This is a genomic window from Kitasatospora sp. NPDC005748 (assembly GCF_040630735.1).
Taxonomy (GTDB): domain Bacteria; phylum Actinomycetota; class Actinomycetes; order Streptomycetales; family Streptomycetaceae; genus Kitasatospora.
The window spans coordinates 48197-68153 of sequence record NZ_JBEXYD010000015.1 but is presented as its reverse complement, the minus strand read 5'-3'; the positions used below and the strand labels follow the sequence as shown (position 1 = coordinate 68153).

General features: G+C 75.5%; 12 protein-coding genes. 3 read left to right on the top strand and 9 right to left on the bottom strand.

The annotated features are described in order from the left end of the window. Window positions 1-37: 37 nt before the first annotated feature. Window positions 38-5959, bottom strand: a complete 5922-nt coding sequence (locus ABZ495_RS14440) for a TIR domain-containing protein (protein WP_359835973.1) — start codon at window positions 5957-5959, stop codon at window positions 38-40. An 88-nt stretch (window positions 5960-6047) separates the two neighbouring features. Between ABZ495_RS14440 and ABZ495_RS14435 the strand changes: the two genes are divergently transcribed. After that, a complete protein-coding gene (locus tag ABZ495_RS14435; protein WP_359835971.1) occupies window positions 6048-7250 on the top strand; it encodes an SLC13 family permease in 1203 nt (400 codons plus the stop codon). Window positions 7251-7361: 111 nt separating this feature from the next. Here ABZ495_RS14435 and ABZ495_RS14430 read toward each other — a convergent pair whose 3' ends face one another. The 6 genes from ABZ495_RS14430 to ABZ495_RS14405 form a co-directional block, all read right to left on the bottom strand. Further along, window positions 7362-8255 carry an inositol monophosphatase gene (locus tag ABZ495_RS14430; protein ID WP_359835969.1) on the bottom strand — a complete coding sequence of 298 codons (894 nt, stop codon included), beginning with the start codon at window positions 8253-8255 and terminating at the stop codon, window positions 7362-7364. Then, on the bottom strand, window positions 8233-9075 hold the full coding sequence (locus ABZ495_RS14425; protein WP_359835967.1) for a hypothetical protein: 843 nt from the start codon (window positions 9073-9075) through the stop codon (window positions 8233-8235). Before ABZ495_RS14425 ends, ABZ495_RS14430 begins: the two co-directional genes overlap by 23 nt. Before the next feature lie 19 nt (window positions 9076-9094). Then, window positions 9095-10057 carry a hypothetical protein gene (locus tag ABZ495_RS14420; protein ID WP_359835965.1) on the bottom strand — a complete coding sequence of 321 codons (963 nt, stop codon included), beginning with the start codon at window positions 10055-10057 and terminating at the stop codon, window positions 9095-9097. A 340-nt stretch (window positions 10058-10397) separates the two neighbouring features. Then, the gene (locus tag ABZ495_RS14415; RefSeq protein ID WP_359835963.1) at window positions 10398-11846 is read right to left on the bottom strand and encodes an MFS transporter; all 1449 of its coding nucleotides are present in this window, start codon (window positions 11844-11846) and stop codon (window positions 10398-10400) included. Next, window positions 11843-12610: a winged helix-turn-helix domain-containing protein gene (locus tag ABZ495_RS14410; protein WP_359835961.1), complete on the bottom strand. Its 768-nt coding sequence runs from the start codon at window positions 12608-12610 to the stop codon at window positions 11843-11845. The genes ABZ495_RS14415 and ABZ495_RS14410 overlap by 4 nt, the downstream gene beginning before the upstream one ends. Before the next feature lie 125 nt (window positions 12611-12735). Then, window positions 12736-13542 (bottom strand): hypothetical protein, encoded by an 807-nt coding sequence (locus tag ABZ495_RS14405; RefSeq protein WP_359835959.1) that lies wholly within the window; start codon window positions 13540-13542, stop codon window positions 12736-12738. Window positions 13543-13861: 319 nt separating this feature from the next. Between ABZ495_RS14405 and polX the strand changes: the two genes are divergently transcribed. Next, window positions 13862-15589 (top strand): DNA polymerase/3'-5' exonuclease PolX, encoded by a 1728-nt coding sequence (gene polX, locus ABZ495_RS14400; RefSeq protein WP_359835957.1) that lies wholly within the window; start codon window positions 13862-13864, stop codon window positions 15587-15589. 531 nt (window positions 15590-16120) lie between these two features. Beyond that, window positions 16121-17002 (top strand): (2Fe-2S)-binding protein, encoded by an 882-nt coding sequence (locus tag ABZ495_RS14395; RefSeq protein WP_359835954.1) that lies wholly within the window; start codon window positions 16121-16123, stop codon window positions 17000-17002. 127 nt (window positions 17003-17129) lie between these two features. Here ABZ495_RS14395 and ABZ495_RS14390 read toward each other — a convergent pair whose 3' ends face one another. Next, entirely contained in the window at window positions 17130-18182 is a 1053-nt protein-coding gene (locus ABZ495_RS14390; RefSeq protein ID WP_359806318.1) for a hypothetical protein, read from the bottom strand. 123 nt (window positions 18183-18305) lie between these two features. Next, the gene (locus ABZ495_RS14385; RefSeq protein WP_359835952.1) at window positions 18306-19940 is read right to left on the bottom strand and encodes an alpha-amylase family glycosyl hydrolase; all 1635 of its coding nucleotides are present in this window, start codon (window positions 19938-19940) and stop codon (window positions 18306-18308) included. Window positions 19941-19957 lie beyond the last annotated feature (17 nt).

The following is a 19957-nucleotide window of genomic DNA, read 5'->3' as shown; positions in this document are numbered from 1 at the left end:
CCGTCGGCCGTGGCCCCGGGCCCGCCCGCCCCGGGGCTCACAGCAGCGCCTCCGGCGGCATCCGGTGGACGCCCGGGAGCCGGGTGTCGAGCTCGCCGGGCTCGAAGCGGCACATCCCGACCGCGTGCCAGAACTCGCCCACGACGTCGCCCTCGTACTTGTACGCGCCGGACGGCAGCAGCGCCGCCCAGCCGTCCGGTGCCCCGAGCAGGGTCGCCCGGGCCGTGGGCGCGCCGTCGGCGGGGACGTCCCAGAGCCGCACCGTGCCGTCCTCACCGCCGCTGGCCAGCAGCGATCCGTCCGGGCTGAAGGTCACCGCCAGGATCCGGCCGGTGTGCCCGCGCAGCCGTCCGAGGTCCTGCCCGGTGCGGGGGTCCCAGAGCCGGACCACCCGGTCGTCCCCCGCCGTGGCGAGCAGCGACCGCCGGGGGTGCACCGACGCCGTCCAGAGCCGGCCGGCGTGGCCGGTCAGCCGGTGCCTGATCCCGCCGTCCGCCCAGACCACGGCGTCGCCGTCCCACGAGGCGCTGGCCAGCCAGGAGCCGTCGGCGCCGAACGCGACGCCGTACACCCGGTCACCGTGCCCGTCGTGCCGGGCCTCGATCCGGCCGGCCTCGATGTCCCAGATCCGGACGCTGCTGTCGTCGCAGCCGGTGGCCAGCCGGCGCCCGTCCGCGCTGAACGCGATCGAGCGGACCCGGCCCCGGTGCTCGCGCAGCGTGGCGACGTGGGCGCCGGTGCTGCGGTACCAGATGCGGACGGTGTCGTCGTCGTTGGCGGTGGCCACGAAGACTCCGTCGGCGCTGAACGCCTCCGCCCAGACGTGCTCCGTCTCGACGTCCATCTCCCGCAGGTACTCACCGGTCAGCGCGTTCCACAGGTAGAGGTCGCCGTCGTTGCTGGCGGTGGCCAGCACCGGCCCCTGCGGGCTGAACTGCGCCGAGACCAGCCGGCTGCTGCGCCCCGAGAGCTCCCTGACCCGGCGGCCGGTGGCGGGCTCCCAGAGCCGGACCACGCCGTCGTTGCCACCGGCCGCCAGCACGCCGGCGTCCCCGCTGAAGGAGAGCGAGCCGATCCGGCGCCCGTGGCCGCGCAGCAGTTGGCGGCTGCGGCCGGAGGCCGGGTCCCAGAGCCGGACGGCGCCGTCGTTGCCGCCGGTCACCAGCAGCGTGTCGGCCTCCGCCCCGCCCGGTCCGGCGCCGGGGCGGAACCGGCAGGCCCAGACCGAGCCCCGGTGCTCGGGCGGCTGGCGGCGCGGGGCCACCACCTCGCGCCCGCCCGGGGCGGGCGGCCCGACCCGCCACACCCGGACCACGCCGTCGCTGTCCCCGGCGGCGAGCCGGCCGCCGCCGTCGTCGAAGTCGACCTGGTAGACCGAGCCGGTGCAGCCCTCCAGCCGGCCGGCCGCCGTCCCGTCCTGCGGGTTCCAGAGCCGGATCTGACCGGCCGTGTCGCCGCTGGCGAGCAGGTCCCCGTCGGGGTGGAAGGCCAGCGTGTAGACCCGGCCGCCGTGCCCCTCGAAGGTGTGCAGCAGGCGTCGCCCCGCGACGTCCCAGACCCGGACGGCGCCGCCCGGGGCTTCCGGGACCGCGTCCGCGGCGCCCCGGACGGCCGCGCCGTCCGCACCGGCGTCGCCGGTGGCCAGCAGCGTCCCGTCCGGGCTGAACCGGGCCCGGAAGACCGTCCCGCGGTGCCCCGGGAGCTCGGCGATCCGCTGCCCGGTCGCGGTGTCCCACAGCCGGGCCCCACCGAGCCGGTCACCGGTCACCAGCAGGGCGCCGTCCGGGCTGAAGACCGCGGTGTAGACGGGTGCGGCGTGGCCGGTCAGCCGGCGCAGCAGCCCGCCCGTCGCGGTGTCCCAGAGGGTGACCGTCCCGTCGGCGTCACCGGTGGCGAGCAGCGCCCCCGTCGACTCCAGCGAGACCGGCCAGACCCCGCCCGGGTGGACGTCGAGGCGGTGCAGGCACTCCCCGGAGACCTGGTCCCAGAGCCGGACGGTGCCGTCGGCGCTGCCGGTGGCCAGCACGCTCCCGGCGAACTTCACCGCGTAGACCCGGTCGATGTGGTCCTTGAGGGTGCGCAGGGCGACTCCGGTGAGCGCGTCGCAGACCAGCACGCTGCCGTCGGCGCTGCCGACCGCGAGCAGCTGGCCGTCGGCGCTGAAGGCGACCGGTTCGGGCAGCCGGGCGGTGCGCACGCCGAACCCGTACGGCACGCCGACCTCCGAGGGCCGGAAGCCGGCCTCGACGGGCAGGCCCGGTGCGATGGCCGCGGCACGCAGTTCGGGGGCGGCCAGCACCTCGTCGTCGGTGACGGCGGAGATCAGGGCGGCCCGCTGCCAGCGGCTGCCCCGCAGCCGGGCGCCGCGCAGATCGGTGCCGATCAGCCGGGCACCGCGGAGGTCCGCGCCGGAGAGGTCGGCGCCGGAGAGGTCGGCCGCGTCGAGCCGGGCACCGGCCAGCCGGGCGCCGCGCAGCGAGGCCCCGGCCAGGCTGGCGCCGAGCAGCCGGGCGTCGGTGAGGTCGGCCTGGCCGAGGTCGACGCCGGAGAGGTCCCGGTGGGAGAGGTCCTCGCCGGCCAGCGCGGCGCCGCGCAGGTCGGTGTGAGCGGGCACCCTCAGCCGGGCCAGCACCTTGACGGCGTTGAGCCGCGCGGTCTCGTCCGCCTCGCCGGCCCCGTCCAGGACGTCGTGGGCCCACTGCTGGCAGAGCTGGTGGTCGGCGAGGTCGCAGAGGAACTCGACCGCCAGCCGGCTGAGCGGGCGCCGGGTGAGCAGCTCCGACTCGCCGTTCCCGAGCGAGGCCGCCGCGGCCCGGGCGACCAGCCACTCGACCACGGAACCGTGGATGAACTGGAACACGCCCTCGTCGGACCGGACGAGCAGACTGCCCGATCCCACCGCGTGCGCGAGCTGCGGCGCGGGCAGGTGGCTCCCGGCCAGGCCGGTCAGCGCACCGGAGAGGTCGAGCAGTTCGTCGTACGGCAGGGCGGTGCGGCTGGTCTCCCAGAGCCGGACCGCGAGCGCGGTCACGGCCTCCCAGAGCTGGTCCAGGCCGAGGCCGGGCGCGGCGCCCGGGCCGCCCTGGCCGCGCCGCTCCTCGAACTCCAGCCAGGCGGTGAAGACCTCCTGGTAGAGGCCGGCGGCGCTGAGCGCCCGGCCGGCGCCGGCGACGGCCCGCAGCCGGTCGTGGTCGAGGTCGGCGACGAAGCTCAGCAGCCGGGGGTTGCGGCAGAGCGCGAGCAGGTCGGGGATGGCCTCCAGCAGCCGCATCCGGCGGTCGGCGGCGGCCTCGTCGCCGTAGCGGTTGGCCAGGTAGCCGCGGATCTGGGCGGTGGTGAAGTCCTGGACGGCGATCAGCCGCCGCTGCGGGAGCAGGCCGACCCGCTCGCCGAGGGCGGTGAGCACCTGTTCCTGGGAGCTGAAGTGCTGGGTGCGGCTGCTCACCACGATCTTGGCGTTGTCCACGGCGGCGTCCAGCAGCACCTGGAGGTGGTCGGCGGCGCGCTCGTAGCTGACCCGGTTCAGCAGTTCGTCGAAGCCGTCGAACAGGAGGACCACGCGCCCCTGCCGGAGCATGTAGCGAAAGGCCCGCAGGTCGAGGGTGTCGACGCCGTGGGCGGTCAGGTGGGCCGCCACCAGGCCGTCGAAGGAGTGCGCCTTGTCCAGTGCGCTGAGGTCGACGAACAGCGGCGTCAGGTGCGGGAGTTCGACCGGGATGCGGCGGGCCAGCTCGCGCAGGGCGAAGGTCTTGCCGTGCCCGAAGTCGCCCAGCAGCAGCAGGAACCGGCCGTGGTCGGAGTCCAGCAGCCGGAGCATCTCGTCGACCAGGCCCTCGCGTTCCTCCCCGCCGGGGCGCTCGGCGTCCCGGTAGCGCTGCGGCAGGTAGAGGCCCGGCTGGTACTGGCTGTCGGCGGCCAGCCGCTCGCTCTGCGCGGCGACGTGGTCGCGGAGGTCGAGCAGGCCCTGGAACTCGATGAAACTGCGCAGCCGGACGCCGCGCCGCCGGGCCCGGTCGCGCAACTCGCGCGGCGGGGGCGGGCCGTCGTGGACCAGCTCGGCGTCCGGGGCGCTGCCGGCGGCGTGCACCTCGTCGACGAAGCGGTCGACCTCCTCGGCGGTCGGGGTGTGCACGCAGACCGCGACCCGCTGCTGGCGGACGAATCCCGACTCGTTCCAGGTGACGAAGAGCTGGGGCGGCGAGCCGGCGACCGAGCGGATCTGGGCGCCCTGGTGCCGGGTGCGGCAGACCTCGGCGACCCGGGCCAGCAGGGTGTCGAGCGGGGAGGGCAGTTCCCTGGTCTCCCGCTCGGCGGCGGGCACCGGGGCGGGGCCCGCCGCGGGCGGGGCGTCGGGCGCGGCCCGGTCGGGCGGCGGCGGGAACGCGCGGTGCGCCCGGTGCCAGCCGACCGCCGACCGCCGGGGCTCGGCGCCCGGGGCTGTGCCCGCCCCCGGGGCGGCGCCGGGGCTCGGGCTGGGCCAGTGGGTGAGCCCCTCGCGGGTGAGCTGCAGCAGCTGGTGCGCGCCCGGGGCGGTGGCACCGAGGACCCTGAGCTCCCCGGCGGAGGTGGGCAGGTCCTGGAGCGCGGCGCGGCCGTCGGCCGGCCCGTGCAGCAGCAGGTGCAGCCGGGGCGCGGTCAGCCGGGTGAAGCGGTCGACGTCCCGGAGCGGCTCGGCGTCCTGGCCCGCCCGGGCCGACCGGGCGCCCGCCGGCCGGGGCGTGACGGGGTGCCGGACGCCGCCGATCCGCAGCCAGCCGTCGTTCTCGTACGGGCGCAGCGCCTGGGCGAACCAGGCGGCCTGCTCGGGGCCGAGCCAGCCGTACCGGTCGTCGGGCCGGTGGCTGTGGGCCATCGAGGAGTTCAGGCCCGCGACGACCGTCCCGAGCTCGGGCACCGGGAACAGCGTCCAGGGCTGGTCGCTGTCGAAGACCACGTCCAGCCCCTGGTAGAACTCCTGGAACAGCCGGGCGTAGTGGCGCCACTTGGGCCAGTACGGCGGGGTGGGCCGCAGTTCGTCCGCCTCGCAGGTGGCGAAGTAGGCGCGGGAGGCCGCCTGGCTGACGTCCTGACCGCCGGGGACGATCGCCACCCGGTGCGGCTCCAGCCCGAGCAGGGAGCGCATGCCGGTCAGGAAGGCGAGGGCCTGCTCGCACTCCCGGGGGCTGCCGGACGCGGTGAGGTCCCCGGTGACGACGACCAGTTCGGGTGCCGGGGCCCCGGCGTCGGCGAGCTCGACGAGGTCCCCCCAGACGGCGGCCTGGAGCTCCGCGGGATCGGTGCCCCGGCCGAAGGACGGGCCCGCCAGGTGCAGCACCGTGACCGACTCCCGCCCGCCCGGGTGGCCCGCCGCCGGCGGGTACTCCGGCCGCACGGAGGGCCTGCGCCGGCCGGACCGCCCGGTGCCGCCGACCGGCCGCAGCGCCTGCGGGGCCGGCTCCCCGTCCTGCTGCGCCCGGGCGGCGGGCGGCGCGCCCGCGGCGCCGCCCGGATAGCCCGGCCGCAGCTCCGGCCGGGCCCGGCCGTCCATCGCCTGGGCGACCCTGGCGAGCAGCAGCTGGCGGGCCAGCGCGGGGTCGGTGACGGTGGCCAGGTCGATGTAGGTCAGGGTGGCGAGCAGGCCGTCCACCGGGATGTCCTCGATCCGGACGGTCAGCAGCCTGCGCTCCGGGGCGTCGGGGTCGGCGCGCAGGGCCGCCTGCCACTCCATCCGGCCGTAGCGCGAGCGCTCGTAGTGGCGCGAGAGCAGCGCGATGACCGCGGCGGACTCGGTGACACCCCGGTCCATGAAGTCGACGAAGTTGGTCCCCGGGACGAAGTCCCACGCCTGGAGGAAGGCTCGGTAGCCCGCGTCCTCCAGCGTCCAGGCGATCCAGGCCGCCCACCGTTCGTCGGCGGGCGAGTAGCTGATGAAGAAGTCGATCGGCCCGGGGCCGCCCGGGTTCACGTCATAAGCCCCCATGGGGCCAGCTTATGGCCGATCGCCGACGAGCGACCCCGGTTCGGACCCACACTCGACCAACCACCGCTCGTATGCGACCCTGACCACCGTGCTTGCCTACTGGCCCAACGTCAAGCGGCTCCACCCTCTCGACTGGGTGGCTGCTGCGCTGCTCGCCTGCGGGCTGCTCCTCCTCGCCACCGGACTGCTACCGACGGACTCCGCCGGGGCCGCGATCTCCCGGATCGCACCCCTGCTCGCCTTCCTCGGAACCGTCATCGTGCTCGCCGAACTCACCAGCACCGCCGAGGTGTTCGACGTGCTGGCGGCCGGGGTGGCCCGGACCGCCCGGGGCAGCTACGCGGCGCTGTTCGTGCTCTGCGTGGCGCTGGCCGCCGTCACCACGATCACCCTCAACCTGGACACCACGGCCGTCCTGCTGACCCCGGTGATGCTGGCGCTCGCCTCGCGGGTGGGCATCGCGCCGCTCCCGCTGGCGATGACCACGGTCTGGCTGGCCAACACCGCGAGCCTGCTGCTCCCGGTGTCCAACCTGACCAACCTGCTGGCCGCCGAGCGGGTCGCGCTCTCCCCGACCGGCCTGGCCCGGGTGATGTGGGCGCCGCAAGTGGCCGCCGGCCTGATGACCATGGCCTGCCTGTGGTGGTTCTACTGGCGGCGCGACCGGCGCGGCGCGAACGACTACGACCCGCCGCCGGCCCACCGGCCGGCCGACCGGGTGCTGTTCAGGATCTGCGCACTGACCTGCGCCGGGTTCCTGCTGACCAGCCTGCTGGCCGACCTCCCGCTCTGGGTCGCCTCAGGGGTGGCGGCCCTGGTGGTGGTCGTGGCGTTCGCCGTGCGGCGGCCCGAGGCGCTGCGGGCCTCGCTGATCCCGTGGCGGCTGCTGGTAATGGTGCCGGGCATGTTCCTGGTGGTGCAGACCTTCGACGCGCACGGGCTGCACCGGGTGCTCGCCGCGGCGATCGGGACGGACGGCGGGGTGCTCGGGATGTTCCGCGCCTCGGCGGTGGGCGCGGGGCTGTCGAACCTGCTCAACAACCTGCCCGTGTACCTGGCCGGCGAAGCCGCCGTACCGGCCGGCAACCACCAGCAGCTGCTCTCCCTGCTGATCGGCACCAACATCGGCCCGCTGATCACACCCTGGGCCTCGCTCGCCACCCTGCTCTGGTACGAGCGGTGCCGGTCGGCCGGGCTGCGGGTACCGCTGCGCAGCGTCGCGGCGACCAGCGCCGTCCTGGCCGTCAGCGGGGTGGCGCTGGCGACCGCGGCCCTGACCCTGACGTCGTGACGGCGTAGCGGCGTGACGACGGTGGCCGGGGGTGGCCGGGGGTGGCCGGCGGTGGCCGGAGGTGGCCGGAGGTGCACAGGGCGGGGAGACTCGACTCCGCTGCCCGTTGCCTCAGCCGTGCCCGGCGGCCGAGGCGGCCCGGGCCACCAGGTCCAGCAGATAGGGCAGCGCCTCCGGTCGGCCCGCGACGAAGCTCCGCGCGGTGTCCGGCCGGCCGATCCGCCCGCTGAACCGGCCGCCGTCCAACCCGCGGACCACCACACCCGCCTCCGCCGCGAGCAGGTACCCGGCGGGCAGGTCGATCTCCTCCGGCAGATAGCCGACGAAGCCGTCGATGTCGCCCCGGGCCAGCATCGACCAGGCCAGCAGCGGCGCCCACAGCTGCAGCAGCCGCTGGGAGCCGGCCTCCAGCTCCGACTTCAGCGCCCGGAGCAGCCGGTCGTCGGTCGCGATGCCGTGCCCCTGGGTCCAGGCGAGCACCGGCCGGGCCGCGGCGACCGCACGCGCCGAACGGGCCGCACCCGCCGTACCGCAGAGCCGTCCCTGCGGGCCGAAGGCACCGGCACCGTGGACGGCCCACCACGTCCGGCCGATCACGGGGTCGTGCACGACCCCCACGACCGGCTCCTCGTCCACGCAGAGCGCGATGCCGACCACATAGGCCGGCAGCCCGATCACCACGTTGTTGCTGCCGTCGAGCGGATCCACCAGCCAGGTGCGGCCCGACGCCGCACCGCCGGCACCGCCCGCTGTCGCACCGCCCTCCTCGGCGACGATCCGGTCGCCCGGGAAGCACTCCGCGAGCCGGCTGGTCACCAGGGCCTCGGCCTGGAGGTCGAGTTCGGTGACCACATCACCGTCCTCGCCCTTCGTGCAGACCCCGAAGGCGTCCTGGAACCGGGCGCTCAGCAGCGCCCCCGCCTCCTCGGCGGCCCGCACCGCCACACCGCACTCGAACGCGAACGGGAACGCCGGGGCGCCGTCACGCTGCCTGATCGGGTCCACTGATCCTCCTCGCTGCCTCTCCGGCGATCCGAGCCGTCTGGTCGGCGTCGCAGAGCCGGCGCACCACCCGGCGGGCCGGACCGTCAACGGGCCCCAGCACGACGTCCACCGAGCCGGGCACGGACCGCCCCAGCACCACCGTCGCCGCCGACGCGGCCCCGGTGAGGAGGGTGGTGTGGAACTCGCCGGCCGCCAGGGTGTACGTCTCTCCGCGCGCGCTGCGCTGCTCCACCACCGGCTCCCAGCGCACCAGTCGCGGGGTCGGCCGGATCTCGTCCGCACCCGTGCGGCTGTACACCTCGAAGGCGCGGTGCGTCGGCCGCCGCGGCTCGTCCAGCACCCGGACCCTCAGGTTGCCGACCCGCCCGTAGAGCACGCTGCTCTTCAACTCCCAGCTGTGGCAGTGGATCTCCGGCGGAGGCGCGGGCGGGTGCGCCGCCGGTTGCGGGGGCGGGTGCGCCGCCCGGCGCAGACCGGGCATGACCGGCCCGAAGACGTGCACGCAGACCCCGCACGCGCCCTCCCGCAGGACCGGCAGGCAGTAGAAGCCGAGCGGGTGGGCCACCGCGCGCAGGGGTCTGCTGCCCGAGGCGATCTCCGCCAGGATCCCGCCGACCAGCCCGTCGAGCCCGCCCGGTTCTTCGGGCAGGCCTGGTTCGGACGGCGCGCCCGGGCCACCCCGGCTGTGCTGATCTGCCCGGCTGGCCCGGCCGTCCTGGCCGGCCCAGCCGTCCTGGCCGGCCGGTCTGTCCGGCTCACCCGGTTCGGCCGCCGCCCCGGTCCGCCCGGCGGCCCGGTCGAGTCTCGTGAAGAGGTCCATCGTCTCCCGCCTCCGGCGGCTACCTGCGGTAGGGGTTCTCCGCGTGCAGCGCCCTGTCGATGATGTCGCCGACGTCGCGGTCCGAGAGGGCCGCCGGCAAGGGGATGCCGAGCTGCTCGAAGAGCCGCCGGGCCTCGTCGACGGTGGGGTCCTCGCTGAGCGGCTCGGTGTCCCGCAGGTCGAGCTTGAGCGCCTGCTCCCGGTAGTGGTGCAGCTCGGTGACGTAGTAGTCGTAGAGCGGACGCCCGCGCTCGACGTAGAGGCTGACCCGCCGCGGATCGTCCTGAGTGATGATCAGACAGGACGCGGAGAGGTCGAAGCGCAGCGTCGGGACGACGGACGACAGGTGGACGTCGATCTCCAGGGTGTCGAGCCGCTGCCGGTACCACGAGGCGGCGAGCACGGTGGCGTACGACTCCTTGCGGGTGCGCTCGACGCTCCAGCCGTCCTGCGCGACGGAGTCCCGCCGGCTGCTGAACGTCTCGCGGAACCGCGAATAGGCGGCACAGGCCCGCTCGTCCCCGGGGTGCACGATATCGATCTTGACGGTGAGCGAACGGCGCCTGCGCTGCGCCTCCCGCACGCACTCGGGCAGGGTCACGGCCCGCAGATAGGTACCGGTGCCGCCCTTGAAGACCCACCGGTCGGTGTCCTGCCGGGCTCCCTCCAGGGCCCGTTCGAGATCCATACCGGCCAGCTCGCGCACCGAGGTCAGACTGTCCAGCGCCTGCCGCGCGCCGGCCGTGGCCTCCCGGATGTCGGCGATCCGGCGCTTGCGCTCGGCCAGCGACCCGTAGACCACCGCGGCGAGCACCAGGAGCGTGGCACCCGACACGACGTTGTCACCGAGCACTCCCCCGAACATGTCGAGCAACCCGACGGTCAGCGCGCCGCAGAAGGCGACGACACCGTCCGAGTTCCTGAGCGCCCAGGCGATCGCGCCCTCCAGCCGCCGCCCGGACCCCGAGCCCCCGTTCGCCACCCCGCACCCCCGTCCTTCGCCCACCAACATGGTAGGTCAGCGGTCCAGTTGACGCCCAGACAGTTCACTGCCGGAACGGAGCACGAAGGGCGCGCTTCGAGCGTGGAGGGCGCACACCGTGGGCTGTCGCCCCGGCCGGCCGGTACCTGCCGCACCGGCCGGTGGCACGAACCGGCCTCAAGAACCGGCGTCACGAGTGGGCGTCACGAACTGGCGTCACGAACTGGCGTCACGAGCCGGTGGCACGAGCCGACGGCCCGAACCAAGGGCACGACCGCGCGGCACGACCGGCGGCGGCCGCCGGAACCGCTCGGCCGGCCTGCCGTCGGGCCCGCCCGACTCAGCCGTCGGGCTTGGCCCCGGCCACCGAGAGGAGGTGCCGGTCCGCCCCGGCGCCCGACTCCGCGGCGCCGGGCGGCGACGGCACCGGCGGCGCCGACCGTTCGGCCTCGCGGGGGTCGGCCGCCGGCCCGCGACCCCGCAGGCGGTCCATCTCCCGCCACTCGGGCCGCAGGGCCGCCAGCGAGGTGGTGGCGAAGTACAGCCCGCCGCCCACCAGCAGCACGGGTATCAGGCCGGACAGGGCGACGGCCGCGCCGGCGAGGAGACCGCCGAGGGGGATGCCGGCCCAGGCCAGCGAGTCGCCGAGGGCTCCGACGCGGCCCAGCAGGTGGCGCGGCACCCGCTCGAACGTCACCGCACCGAGGATCGGGTTGAGGAAGCCGGAACCGAAGCCGCCCACCGCGAAGACCGCCAGCACTACACCGATCGGCGCGTCCAGGGCGAGGACCAGGAACCTCGGTGCTCCGCAGAGCAGGAAGCCCGCGAAGAACACCACCCGGCGCGGAAGCCGATGGGCGACGGCCGCCGCGATCAGGCTCCCCGTCACCGCCGCGATCCCCCAGGCGCTGCCGGTCAGCCCGATGGCCGCGGGGCCGCCCCCGGACTGCTGCGCCCAGAGCGGCACCAGGACGGTCATGAAGCCCGCGTCCAGCAGGTTGGTCACCGCGATCATGACGATCACGGTGAGCAGCAGCGGCTCGCCGCGCAGGAAGGTGAAGCCCTCCCGGAACATCTGCCAGTAGCCGGCCGGCCCGTCGGCCCGCGTCGGCTGCGCGGACTCGACGGACTCGGCGGCGCGCGCGGACTTCGCGGTGGCCGGTGCGATGGCACCCCGGCCCATCCCCCGGGGCAGCACCACCAGCACGACCAGCGCACCCAGCCCGAACGCGACGGCGTTCAGCGTCAGACCGGCCATCGGACCGAGCAGCGCCACCAGCCCGCCGCCCACCGCCGGGCCGATCGTCGAGGCCAGCCGCTCGGTGACCCCGGACAGCCCGGTGGCGCGCTCCAGCGGCACCCGGGCGTGGTCGGCCGCCTCGGGGACCATCACCTCCTTGGCCAAGTCCCCCGGGCCGCGCACCGCGCCGACCGTCGCGACCAGGACCAGCAGCAGCCAGAACGGCAGCAGGCCAAGCCCGTGCAACAGCGGCACCAGGGCCGCCGCGACGGCACTCACCGTGTCCGTCGTCCAGGAGACGACGCGCGGGCCCAGCCGGTCGATCACCGGGCCCGTGAACGCCTTGACCAGCACGTACGGCGTCATCTCGACGAAGGCCACCACGCCGGTCATGGTGGCGCTGCCGGTGGTGGCGAGGACGAACCAGGGCAGGGCGATGGCTGAGACCCGGGTACCGGTGAGCGAGACGGCCATCGCCGACAGCACGCCGACCAGGGGCCGGAGGCTGCGCGGGGCGGCGACCGCCTCGACGGCGGTGGACCCGGTCATGACCGCCCCCCGGAGTCCTCGACCGAACCCCCGGGCCCGCCGGCCGCAGGCGCCGTCTCCCCGCCGCCGCGCCCGGCCCCGCCCTGATCGACGCCGCCCTGATCGACGCCGCCCTGATCGACGCCGTCCTGTCCGGCGTCGTCCTGTCCGGCGTCGTCCTGGTCGGCGCCCCCTCGGGGCTCGGGCAGCACCTGGAGGACCACCCCGATCCGCTCGGCGCCGGCCGGGGCGTCCGCCGCGTCGAACTGCCGGTAGCGGCCGACGACGGCGGCCAGCTCCTCCGTCATGGCGCGGGCCTCCTCGGGAGTGAGCAGGACCGCCATGTCGCTGAGGCTGAGGATGTGGCGCCAGGCCCGCGGCATGGTCTCGTACCCGTTCAGCGCGCGCTGGGCGAGCAGCGTGTGCGCGGCGACGATGGACCGCAGGTAGCCGAGGGCCGCCTCCGGCTCCTCGTCCGCCAGCTCCATGTCCGACCACACGGTGAGCTGGTGGACCGCCCGCCACCACCGCTCGCGGGCGTTGCCGCGCTCGGAGTCCTCCTCGACGAACCCCGCGGCCGCCAGCTGCCGCAGGTGGTAGCTCGTCGCGCCCGACGTCAACCCCATCTGCTCGGCCAGCCGGGTCGCGGTGGACGGCCCGCCACGGCGCAGCAGCCCGATCAGCTGCACGCGGACAGGATGGGCCAGCGCCCGCAGGCCCTTGGCATCGAGCACGACGTCCCGCTGCGGGTCGGGACTGTGCGGCCACCGCTTCTCTTCGGTCATGGCAGCAGCCTAGGACCGCAAAGGCTTCTTCGCAAAGGGTTTTTGCGAAGAAGTCTTTGCGGTCCTCCCGGGCGGCCTTCCGGCGCCCCCGCCCGACCGTCACGGCCCGTCCGCGGTGCCCCGTCTCACTCCCGGGCGACCGACAGGGCCAGCACCACGGTGAGGCCACCGCCCGGAGTCTGCTCCACCGCCAGCCGCCCGCCCGCCGCACGGACCAGGCCGTCCACCGCCGGGCCGGCCGCACCGGCGGAGCGCAGGCCGGCGAGCAGCCACTGCCGGGCCTCCGGCAGCTCGCTCTGCCCGCGGTCCACCACCCTGAGCTCCACCCGGGCCCGACCGGCGCCGGCACCCGCCGCGCTCGCGAGCCCCGCCGCACCCCCGGCCTCCGCCCCCGGGACGTCCCGCCCACCGAAGTCCCGCACACCGGGGTCCACCGCACCGGGGTCCACCGCACCGGCGTCCACCACATCGGCGCGCACCAGCACCCTGGCCCCCCACGGGCTGCGCCTGATCGCGTGATCGACCAACCCCGCCAGCGCCGACTCCAGCCGCCGGGCGTCCGCGACCACCACCGGCAGGCCGGCCGGTATTCGGACCGCCACCTGCCCTGCGCGGCCGCCCCCGCGCAGGACCCGCTGGACCACGTCGGCCACCTGGACGTGCGGCGCCCGCGGACCGCACCCCTCCGCCCGGTCCGTCCACCGCACCCGCTCCAGCTCCGGGCGGCTGAGTTCGCGGGGCCCGGCCATCACACCGGCCGGGGGCCGCCCGAGACCGTCCGCGGGTCCGAACCCCGCCTTCTCCCCGGTACCGTCCTCGCCCGCGCCCGGACCACCGCCCCGGCCGCCCCCGGCGACGGCGCCGAACGCACCGAACCCGCCGAGCGCCCGGGCGCCCGACGCGACATAGCCCCAGAGCTTCCCGCGTGCCATCGCCCTGCCCCTCGTACCTCACCGATCGTCGCCGCCGGCCGCACGGCGGACCGGAGTCGGCCGCGCTCCGGGTCCTCCGCCAAGCCTGCGCCCGGGCCGCACGGGTGACAATCCGGCTCCCGGGCACGAACCGGGCACAGTACCCCGCCGACCGACCGGGAACGAACCCGTCGACCGACGGGGGTCCGGTCGCCACCGCCCGCACGGCGCCGCCCGAGCGCACCGGCCCGGCCCGCACGCCCCGACGCGCGCCCGCACGCCCCGAGGCCACCGAGCCGCACCCCCTGCCCGATCGGGCCGCCGAACCTAGACTGACCCCATGACCCGGCTCAACGACCAGGTCCAGGAGCTGCTCCAGGAGTACGCCGACCTGATCTCGATCACCGGCGGGGACGCCTTCCGGGCCCGCGCCTACGAGAAGGCCGCCCGTGCGGTGGGCGGCCACCCGGAGGACATCGCCGGGCTGGACGCCAAGGGCCTCCAGAAGATCCCCGGCGTCGGGAAGTCCACCGCCGACAAGGTCGCCCAGTACCTCGCCACCGGCCGGATGGACGCGCTGGAGACGCTGCGCGCGGCCATCCCGGCCGGGGTCCGCGCCATGACGGCCGTTCCCGGTGTCGGGCCCAAACGCGCGCTCGCCCTCTACCGCGACCTCGACATCGCCTCCGTCGACCAGCTCGCCGAGGCCATCCGCGCTGACCGGCTGAGCGCCGTGGCCGGGTTCGGCGAGCGCAGCGGCGAGCAGATCCTGCGCGGCATCGAGCTGATGCGGCAGGCCGGCGGGCGGACGCTGCTCGACGCGGCCACCGAACAGGCCGAGCAGATCGTCGCCGCGATCGCGGCCGTCCCGGGCTGCACCCGCTGCGCGTACGCGGGTTCGCTGCGCCGGATGCGCGAGACGGTCGGCGACATCGACGTGCTCGCCACCGCCGAGGACTCCGCGCCGCTGATGGCCGCGCTCGCCGGACTCCCCTCGGTGGCCGAGGTGATCGCCCGCGGGCCGACCAAGACCTCGGTCCGCACCGCCAAGGGGCTCCAGGTCGACCTGCGGGTGGTGCCGGAGGACGACTGGGGAGCGGCGCTGGTGTACTTCACCGGCTCCAAGGCGCACAACATCAGGCTCCGCACGATGGCCGTCCGGGCCGGACTCAAGCTCTCCGAGTACGGCCTGTTCGACGCGGAGAGCGGCGACAAGGTGGTCTCGGCGACCGAGGAGGAGGTCTACGCGGCGCTCGGGCTGCCCTGGATCGCGCCGCCGATGCGCGAGGACCGCGGCGAGATCGAGGCAGCCCTGGAGGGCGAACTCCCGGTGCTGGTCACCGAGGCGGACCTGCGCGGCGATCTGCACACCCACACCGATCTCACCGACGGGCTGGCGAGCCTGGAGGAGATGATCGACACGGCGGCCGCCCGCGGTTACGCGTACTACGCCGTCACCGACCACGCGCCGGACCTGGTGATGCAGCGGATGACGGACGAGAAGATGCTCGCCCAGCGCGAGCGGCTGCGCGAACTGGCGGGCCGGCACCGGCGGATGCGGCTGCTGCACGGCACCGAGCTGAACATCGGTCCGGACGGCGGCGTGGACTGGCCCGCCGAGTTCCTGGCCGGTTTCGACGTCTGCGTCGCCTCCGTCCACTCGCACTTCGGGGCCGACCGCGCCGCCCAGACCCGCCGGCTGATCCGCGCCTGCGAGAACCCGCACGTGCACGTCATCGGCCACCTCACCACCCGGCGGATCGGCCGGCGCGGGCCGATCGACGTCGACCTCGACGCCGTGTTCCGGGCCGCCGCCCGGACCGGCACCGCGATCGAAATCAACAGCTCACCGAACCGACTCGACCTGCGCGACGAGGACGTGCTGCGGGCGAAGCGCCACGGGGTCCGCTTCTCGATCGACAGCGACGCCCACTCCACCCCGCAGCTGGCGTACCCGAGGTACGGCGTCGGCACCGCGCAGCGGGCCTGGCTGACCACCGAGGACGTGATCAACACCTGGCCGTGGCAACGCCTGAAGCGGTTCCTGCGCAAGGACGCGCTGCGGTAGCGCGCGGCAGCCACCCCCAGGCGCCCGCCAGGTCGCCGCGGGTGCGCCCGACCCACCCAGAAGCCGGGTAGATTGCCCCGATTCATGGGGAAAAGCCCTGGTGCCCGGAGCGCGGGAGGCGCATCATGGAGGTGGACCTGCGAGGAGCTGTGGGAGTTCGACCGCAGGAGGCAGTGGCGACAGATCGAGACGGATCAGGGTCTGCCGCTGGTACCTCGGTCGACGATCGAACTATGAGGCCGGAGGACGCGACGTCCGGAGGCCATCCCCCTCCTCGCAGGTTCCGCACGCCCGGCGACCGCAGGTTCGGCACGCCCGGCGGCGGGGGCCGCGGCTCCGGGGCCAGGACTCGGGCGCCCGTGGCGCGGTAGCGTTCATCACCGCCGACACCGGCCACTCGACCGTCCCGGGGCCGACGCCCCCACGGCCCGCCCCGGAGGACCGCCCGATGACCGACGACCGCCCGCCCGCAGGCAGCCCCGGGCTCCGCCGGCCGACCCCGTGCCCGCCGGTCGCCCGGGCGGTCGGCCGATGACCACCAGCACGCCCGACTACCGCCGACTCTCCGCCGTCGGACCGTACTTCGCCCTGGACTCCGGCGCCTCGCCCGCCGAGGCCGCCCCTCCGGGATTCCGCCCGCTGCGCGAGCTGTACGCGCACGGGCCCCGCTCGCCGCTGGCCGAGCGGGTCCGGGTGGTGGCCCACCGGCTCGGCACCGCCGAACCCCGGGTGGCGGCCTCGATCCTGCACCTCGGGCTCGCCGCCCGATTCTGCTCGGTGGGCCTCGGCGCCGCCGTCCTGCTGGGCACCGTCCCCGCGCTGGACCCCGACCGCGCCTACGTGCGCATCCCGGAGCAGGGCCCGATCGACCTCTGGACACCGCACGAGGCGACACCGCACGAAGCGACACCCCACGACGGAACGCCCCACGACGGAACGCCCCACATCGGGACACCGGACCACCGAGCGCCGCACCACGACGCACCCCACCCCCCACAGCCGCCCGCCCCGGCTCCGACCGGCCCCCGCGCGAGCGACGAGCAGCTGGCCGACCGGATCCACCACGTGCTCGTCCAGGGCCAGTTGACGCTGCTCGCGGCCGCCGTCCGGGCCGCCGTGCCGCTCTCCGGCAGACTGCTCGACGGCAATGCCGCCTCCGCCCTGGCGGGGGCCCTGCGCATGCTCGACGCCCACGCGGCCCCCGGCCGGGCCCGCGCCCTCGTCGCGGCGGTCCTCCGCCGGCCACCGCTGGCCGACACCGGCGAGCTGCGCGGCACCGGCTTCCGGCGCACCAGTTGCTGCCTCTACTACCGGGTCGGCCCGGGCACCGGCGTCTGCGGCGACTGCTGCTTCACCAGCCCGCCCCGACCACGCCACCCCGAAGCACGCCGCCCCGGACCACGCCGCCCCTGACCACGCCACCCCGCCCGAGGCGCGGCGCGGCGGCCCGCGTGCGGCCTGTCCGGGGCCGGGCGCGGGCCGCCGATCCCCACCCGGCGCCGATGCCCGTGGCGACGGGTGAAGCCTTCCGGCGTCACGGTCAGACCGCGACCGCCTCCGCCATCTCCTCCTCGGCCTCCGCCTCCGCCTCGACCGCCGACCGGCCGCGCTTCTCATACGCCGCCGCGCCGACCATCACCGCACCGCCCAGCCCCAGCCAGAGCGCCAGGGTCAGCACGTGCCCGCCGAGCCCGGCGCCGCCGTCGAAGTACAGGACGCTGCGGGCGCCCTCCAGGAATCCGGCGCCGGTCCAGAAGGCGTGCAGGGCACCGAAGAAGCCGTTCTGCAGCTCGGGCCGGTAGATGCCGCCCGAGGTGGTGAAGTTCAGCATCACGAACAGCACCATCATCGTCAGCGTGGTCCACCGCTTCAGGAAGCTGTGCAGGCCGATGCCGATCGCGAGGACACCCGCCGAATACAGCCAGCCGAGCGCCCAGACGGCTGCCAGGTCGTGGTCCACGACGTGGAAGACCGGCCCGGCGGTGCCGATGCCGATCACGCTCACCGCCAGCGAGACGGCGAGGCCGACCAGGGCCCGGGTCCGCATGCCGAGGGCGGCGCCGGCCGCGCCGATCACCGCGACGCTCGCGTAGGAGCCGATGCTGAGCGCGACCAGCAGGAAGAACAGGCCCTGGCCGGTCGGGTCGCCCTTGCCGGGCGTGGCGAGGTCGGTGACGGTCAGCGGCACGCCCTGCTGGTCGGTGACGTTCCGGAACACCGCCTCCGCCGCCATCGCGGAGGTGTCGGACCCGCCCTTGGCGACGATCAGTTCGGGGCTCCGGGCGTCCGGGAGGAACGCGCCGACCAGGTCGCGGTCGCGCAGCTGCTGCTCGGCGGCGTCCTTGGTCGCCAGGGTGCTGACGTCGAGCGCCGGGCCGGCCTTGGCCCGGACGGCGTCCGCCAGGCCCTGAGCCTGCGGGGAGGTGCCGACGACGGCGACCTTCAGGTGGTGCGGCTCGGGCTGGTGGAACGCCCCCTGGTAGGCGAGCGCCATGCCCAGGCACATCAGCAGCGGGGTGAGCAGGTGGACGGCGAGGTGCTTGAGCGCGTGCCCCGGGGTGGGCGCCGCAGCGGTGGTCTGGGGTGCACTCATGGCGTTCGTCTCATCCTCCGTTGCCGGGCCTAGAAGATGGTAAATGCAACCATCTGGATGCAGTGTACAACCATTTCGCGGACGAGCGAAAGCCCGGACCCACCCCCGCGCGGCCCGCCCTGCTCAGACCAGCTCGAACACCCCGTACGAGAACCCGTCCGCCCGGAGCTCTCCGTCGACCACCCGCACCCCCTGCACGTCCAGCGGCCGCACCGCGACCGGATCAGCCGCGCCACCCGGCCGGACCGCACCGCCCCGACCGCCCGGCAGGGCCGACCCGAGCGGCACCACGCCCGGCTCCCGCCGCGGATTGACCACCACCAGGTACCGCCCCGCCCGGGTGTACACCAGCGGGTAGCCGACGCTGCGGACCTCGACCGCACCGCCCGCCCCCAGGCCCGGATGGGCCCGCCGAAGCGCGATCAGGCGCCGGACGGTGTGCAGCAGCGAGGTCGGGTCGGCCCGCTGCGTGGCCACGTCCGGGCGGTGCGGGTCGGGGTCGACCGGCAGGTAGAGCCGCTCGGCGGGAGCGGTGGAGAAGCCGGCGTTCGCCCCGGGCTCCCACTGCATCGGCGTGCGCGAGCCGGCCCGGTTGTACCGCGGACCGAGCGTGCTGCCCTCCACGTCGGGCAGGCCGGGAAGATAGCGCATGCCGATCTCGTCGCCGTAGTAGACCGCCGGCAGGGTGGGCCAGGTGAGCTGGAAGGCGAAGGCGGGGGCGAGCTGTTCGGCGGTCCGCGGGCCGGTGGCGAGCCGGGAGAAGTCGTGGTTCGCGGTGGGCAGCGCGATGTACCCGGCGCCCTCGGTGAGTTGGGCGGCGCTGCGCCAGGCGTCGAGGAAGACCCGCGGGGTGCCGCGGCCCTCGGCCTCGAAGTAGCAGGGGCCCTGCTTCCAGTACTCCTCGACCGTGCCGGTGCCGTTGTTCCACAGCGAGCGGAGCGGCAGACCGTGGTCGGCGCCGCCGAACTGGAGGAAGAAGTCGGCGTGGAAACCGGCCGCGACGGCGGCGGCCGGGTCGCCCCACTCGGCGAGCAGCGCGGCCTGCGGGTGGGCGCGGTCGAGCCAGTCGCGCAGCTCCGTCCAGAGCTTGGAGGTCTCGACGAACCCGGGGTCGTCCTTGACCAGCGACGAGGCCATGTCGACGCGGAACCCGGCCAGGCCGAGGTCCAGCCAGTGCGCCATGATCCCGCGCAGCGCGGCGCGGTTCGCGCGCGGACCGTCGGCGTCCACCGGCTGTCGCCAGGGCTGGTCGGAACGGCTCTGCGCGTAGCCGAAGTTGAGCGCCGGCTGGCAGTCGAAGAAGTTCGGCCGGTACCAGCCGGGGCGGCTGCCGGGCGAGGCGACGAAGCCGTCGACCGGCCGGTCCGACCAGATGTAGCGGTCGTCGTCCCGGTCCTCGGCGGCGGCCAGGAACCAGGGGTGCCGGTCGGAGGTGTGACCGGCGACCAGGTCGAGCAGGATCCGGATGCCCCGGCCGCGCGCCGCCTCGACCAGCGCGGCCAGGTCCTCGGTGGAGCCGTACCGGGGCGCGGGCGTGAGGTAGTCGCTCACGTCGTACCCGGCGTCCCGGAACGGCGAGGCGAAGCACGGGTTCAGCCAGACCGTGTCGACCCCGAGCCAGGCCAGGTGGTCCAGGCGGGCGGCGATGCCCGCGAAGTCCCCGATGCCGTCGCCGTCGGAGTCGGCGAAGGTCTGCGGGTAGATCTGGTACAGGACGGCGTCGGCCAACCAGTCGGGGCCGGGGCGGGTCGAGGTCATGGGGTGGATCCTCCTAC

Excerpts from the sequence above, each read along its gene's own strand:
- ABZ495_RS14440 (WP_359835973.1), bottom strand. The coding sequence starts at position 5,959 with ATGGGGGCTTATGACGTGAACCCGGGCGGCCCCGGGCCGATCGACTTC.
- ABZ495_RS14425 (WP_359835967.1), bottom strand. The coding sequence starts at position 9,075 with ATGGACCTCTTCACGAGACTCGACCGGGCCGCCGGGCGGACCGGGGCG.
- ABZ495_RS14415 (WP_359835963.1), bottom strand. The coding sequence starts at position 11,846 with ATGACCGGGTCCACCGCCGTCGAGGCGGTCGCCGCCCCGCGCAGCCTC.
- ABZ495_RS14410 (WP_359835961.1), bottom strand. The coding sequence starts at position 12,610 with ATGACCGAAGAGAAGCGGTGGCCGCACAGTCCCGACCCGCAGCGGGAC.
- ABZ495_RS14405 (WP_359835959.1), bottom strand. The coding sequence starts at position 13,542 with ATGGCACGCGGGAAGCTCTGGGGCTATGTCGCGTCGGGCGCCCGGGCG.
- polX (WP_359835957.1), top strand. The coding sequence starts at position 13,862 with ATGACCCGGCTCAACGACCAGGTCCAGGAGCTGCTCCAGGAGTACGCC.
- ABZ495_RS14395 (WP_359835954.1), top strand. The coding sequence starts at position 16,121 with ATGACCACCAGCACGCCCGACTACCGCCGACTCTCCGCCGTCGGACCG.
- ABZ495_RS14390 (WP_359806318.1), bottom strand. The coding sequence starts at position 18,182 with ATGAGTGCACCCCAGACCACCGCTGCGGCGCCCACCCCGGGGCACGCG.
- ABZ495_RS14385 (WP_359835952.1), bottom strand. The coding sequence starts at position 19,940 with ATGACCTCGACCCGCCCCGGCCCCGACTGGTTGGCCGACGCCGTCCTG.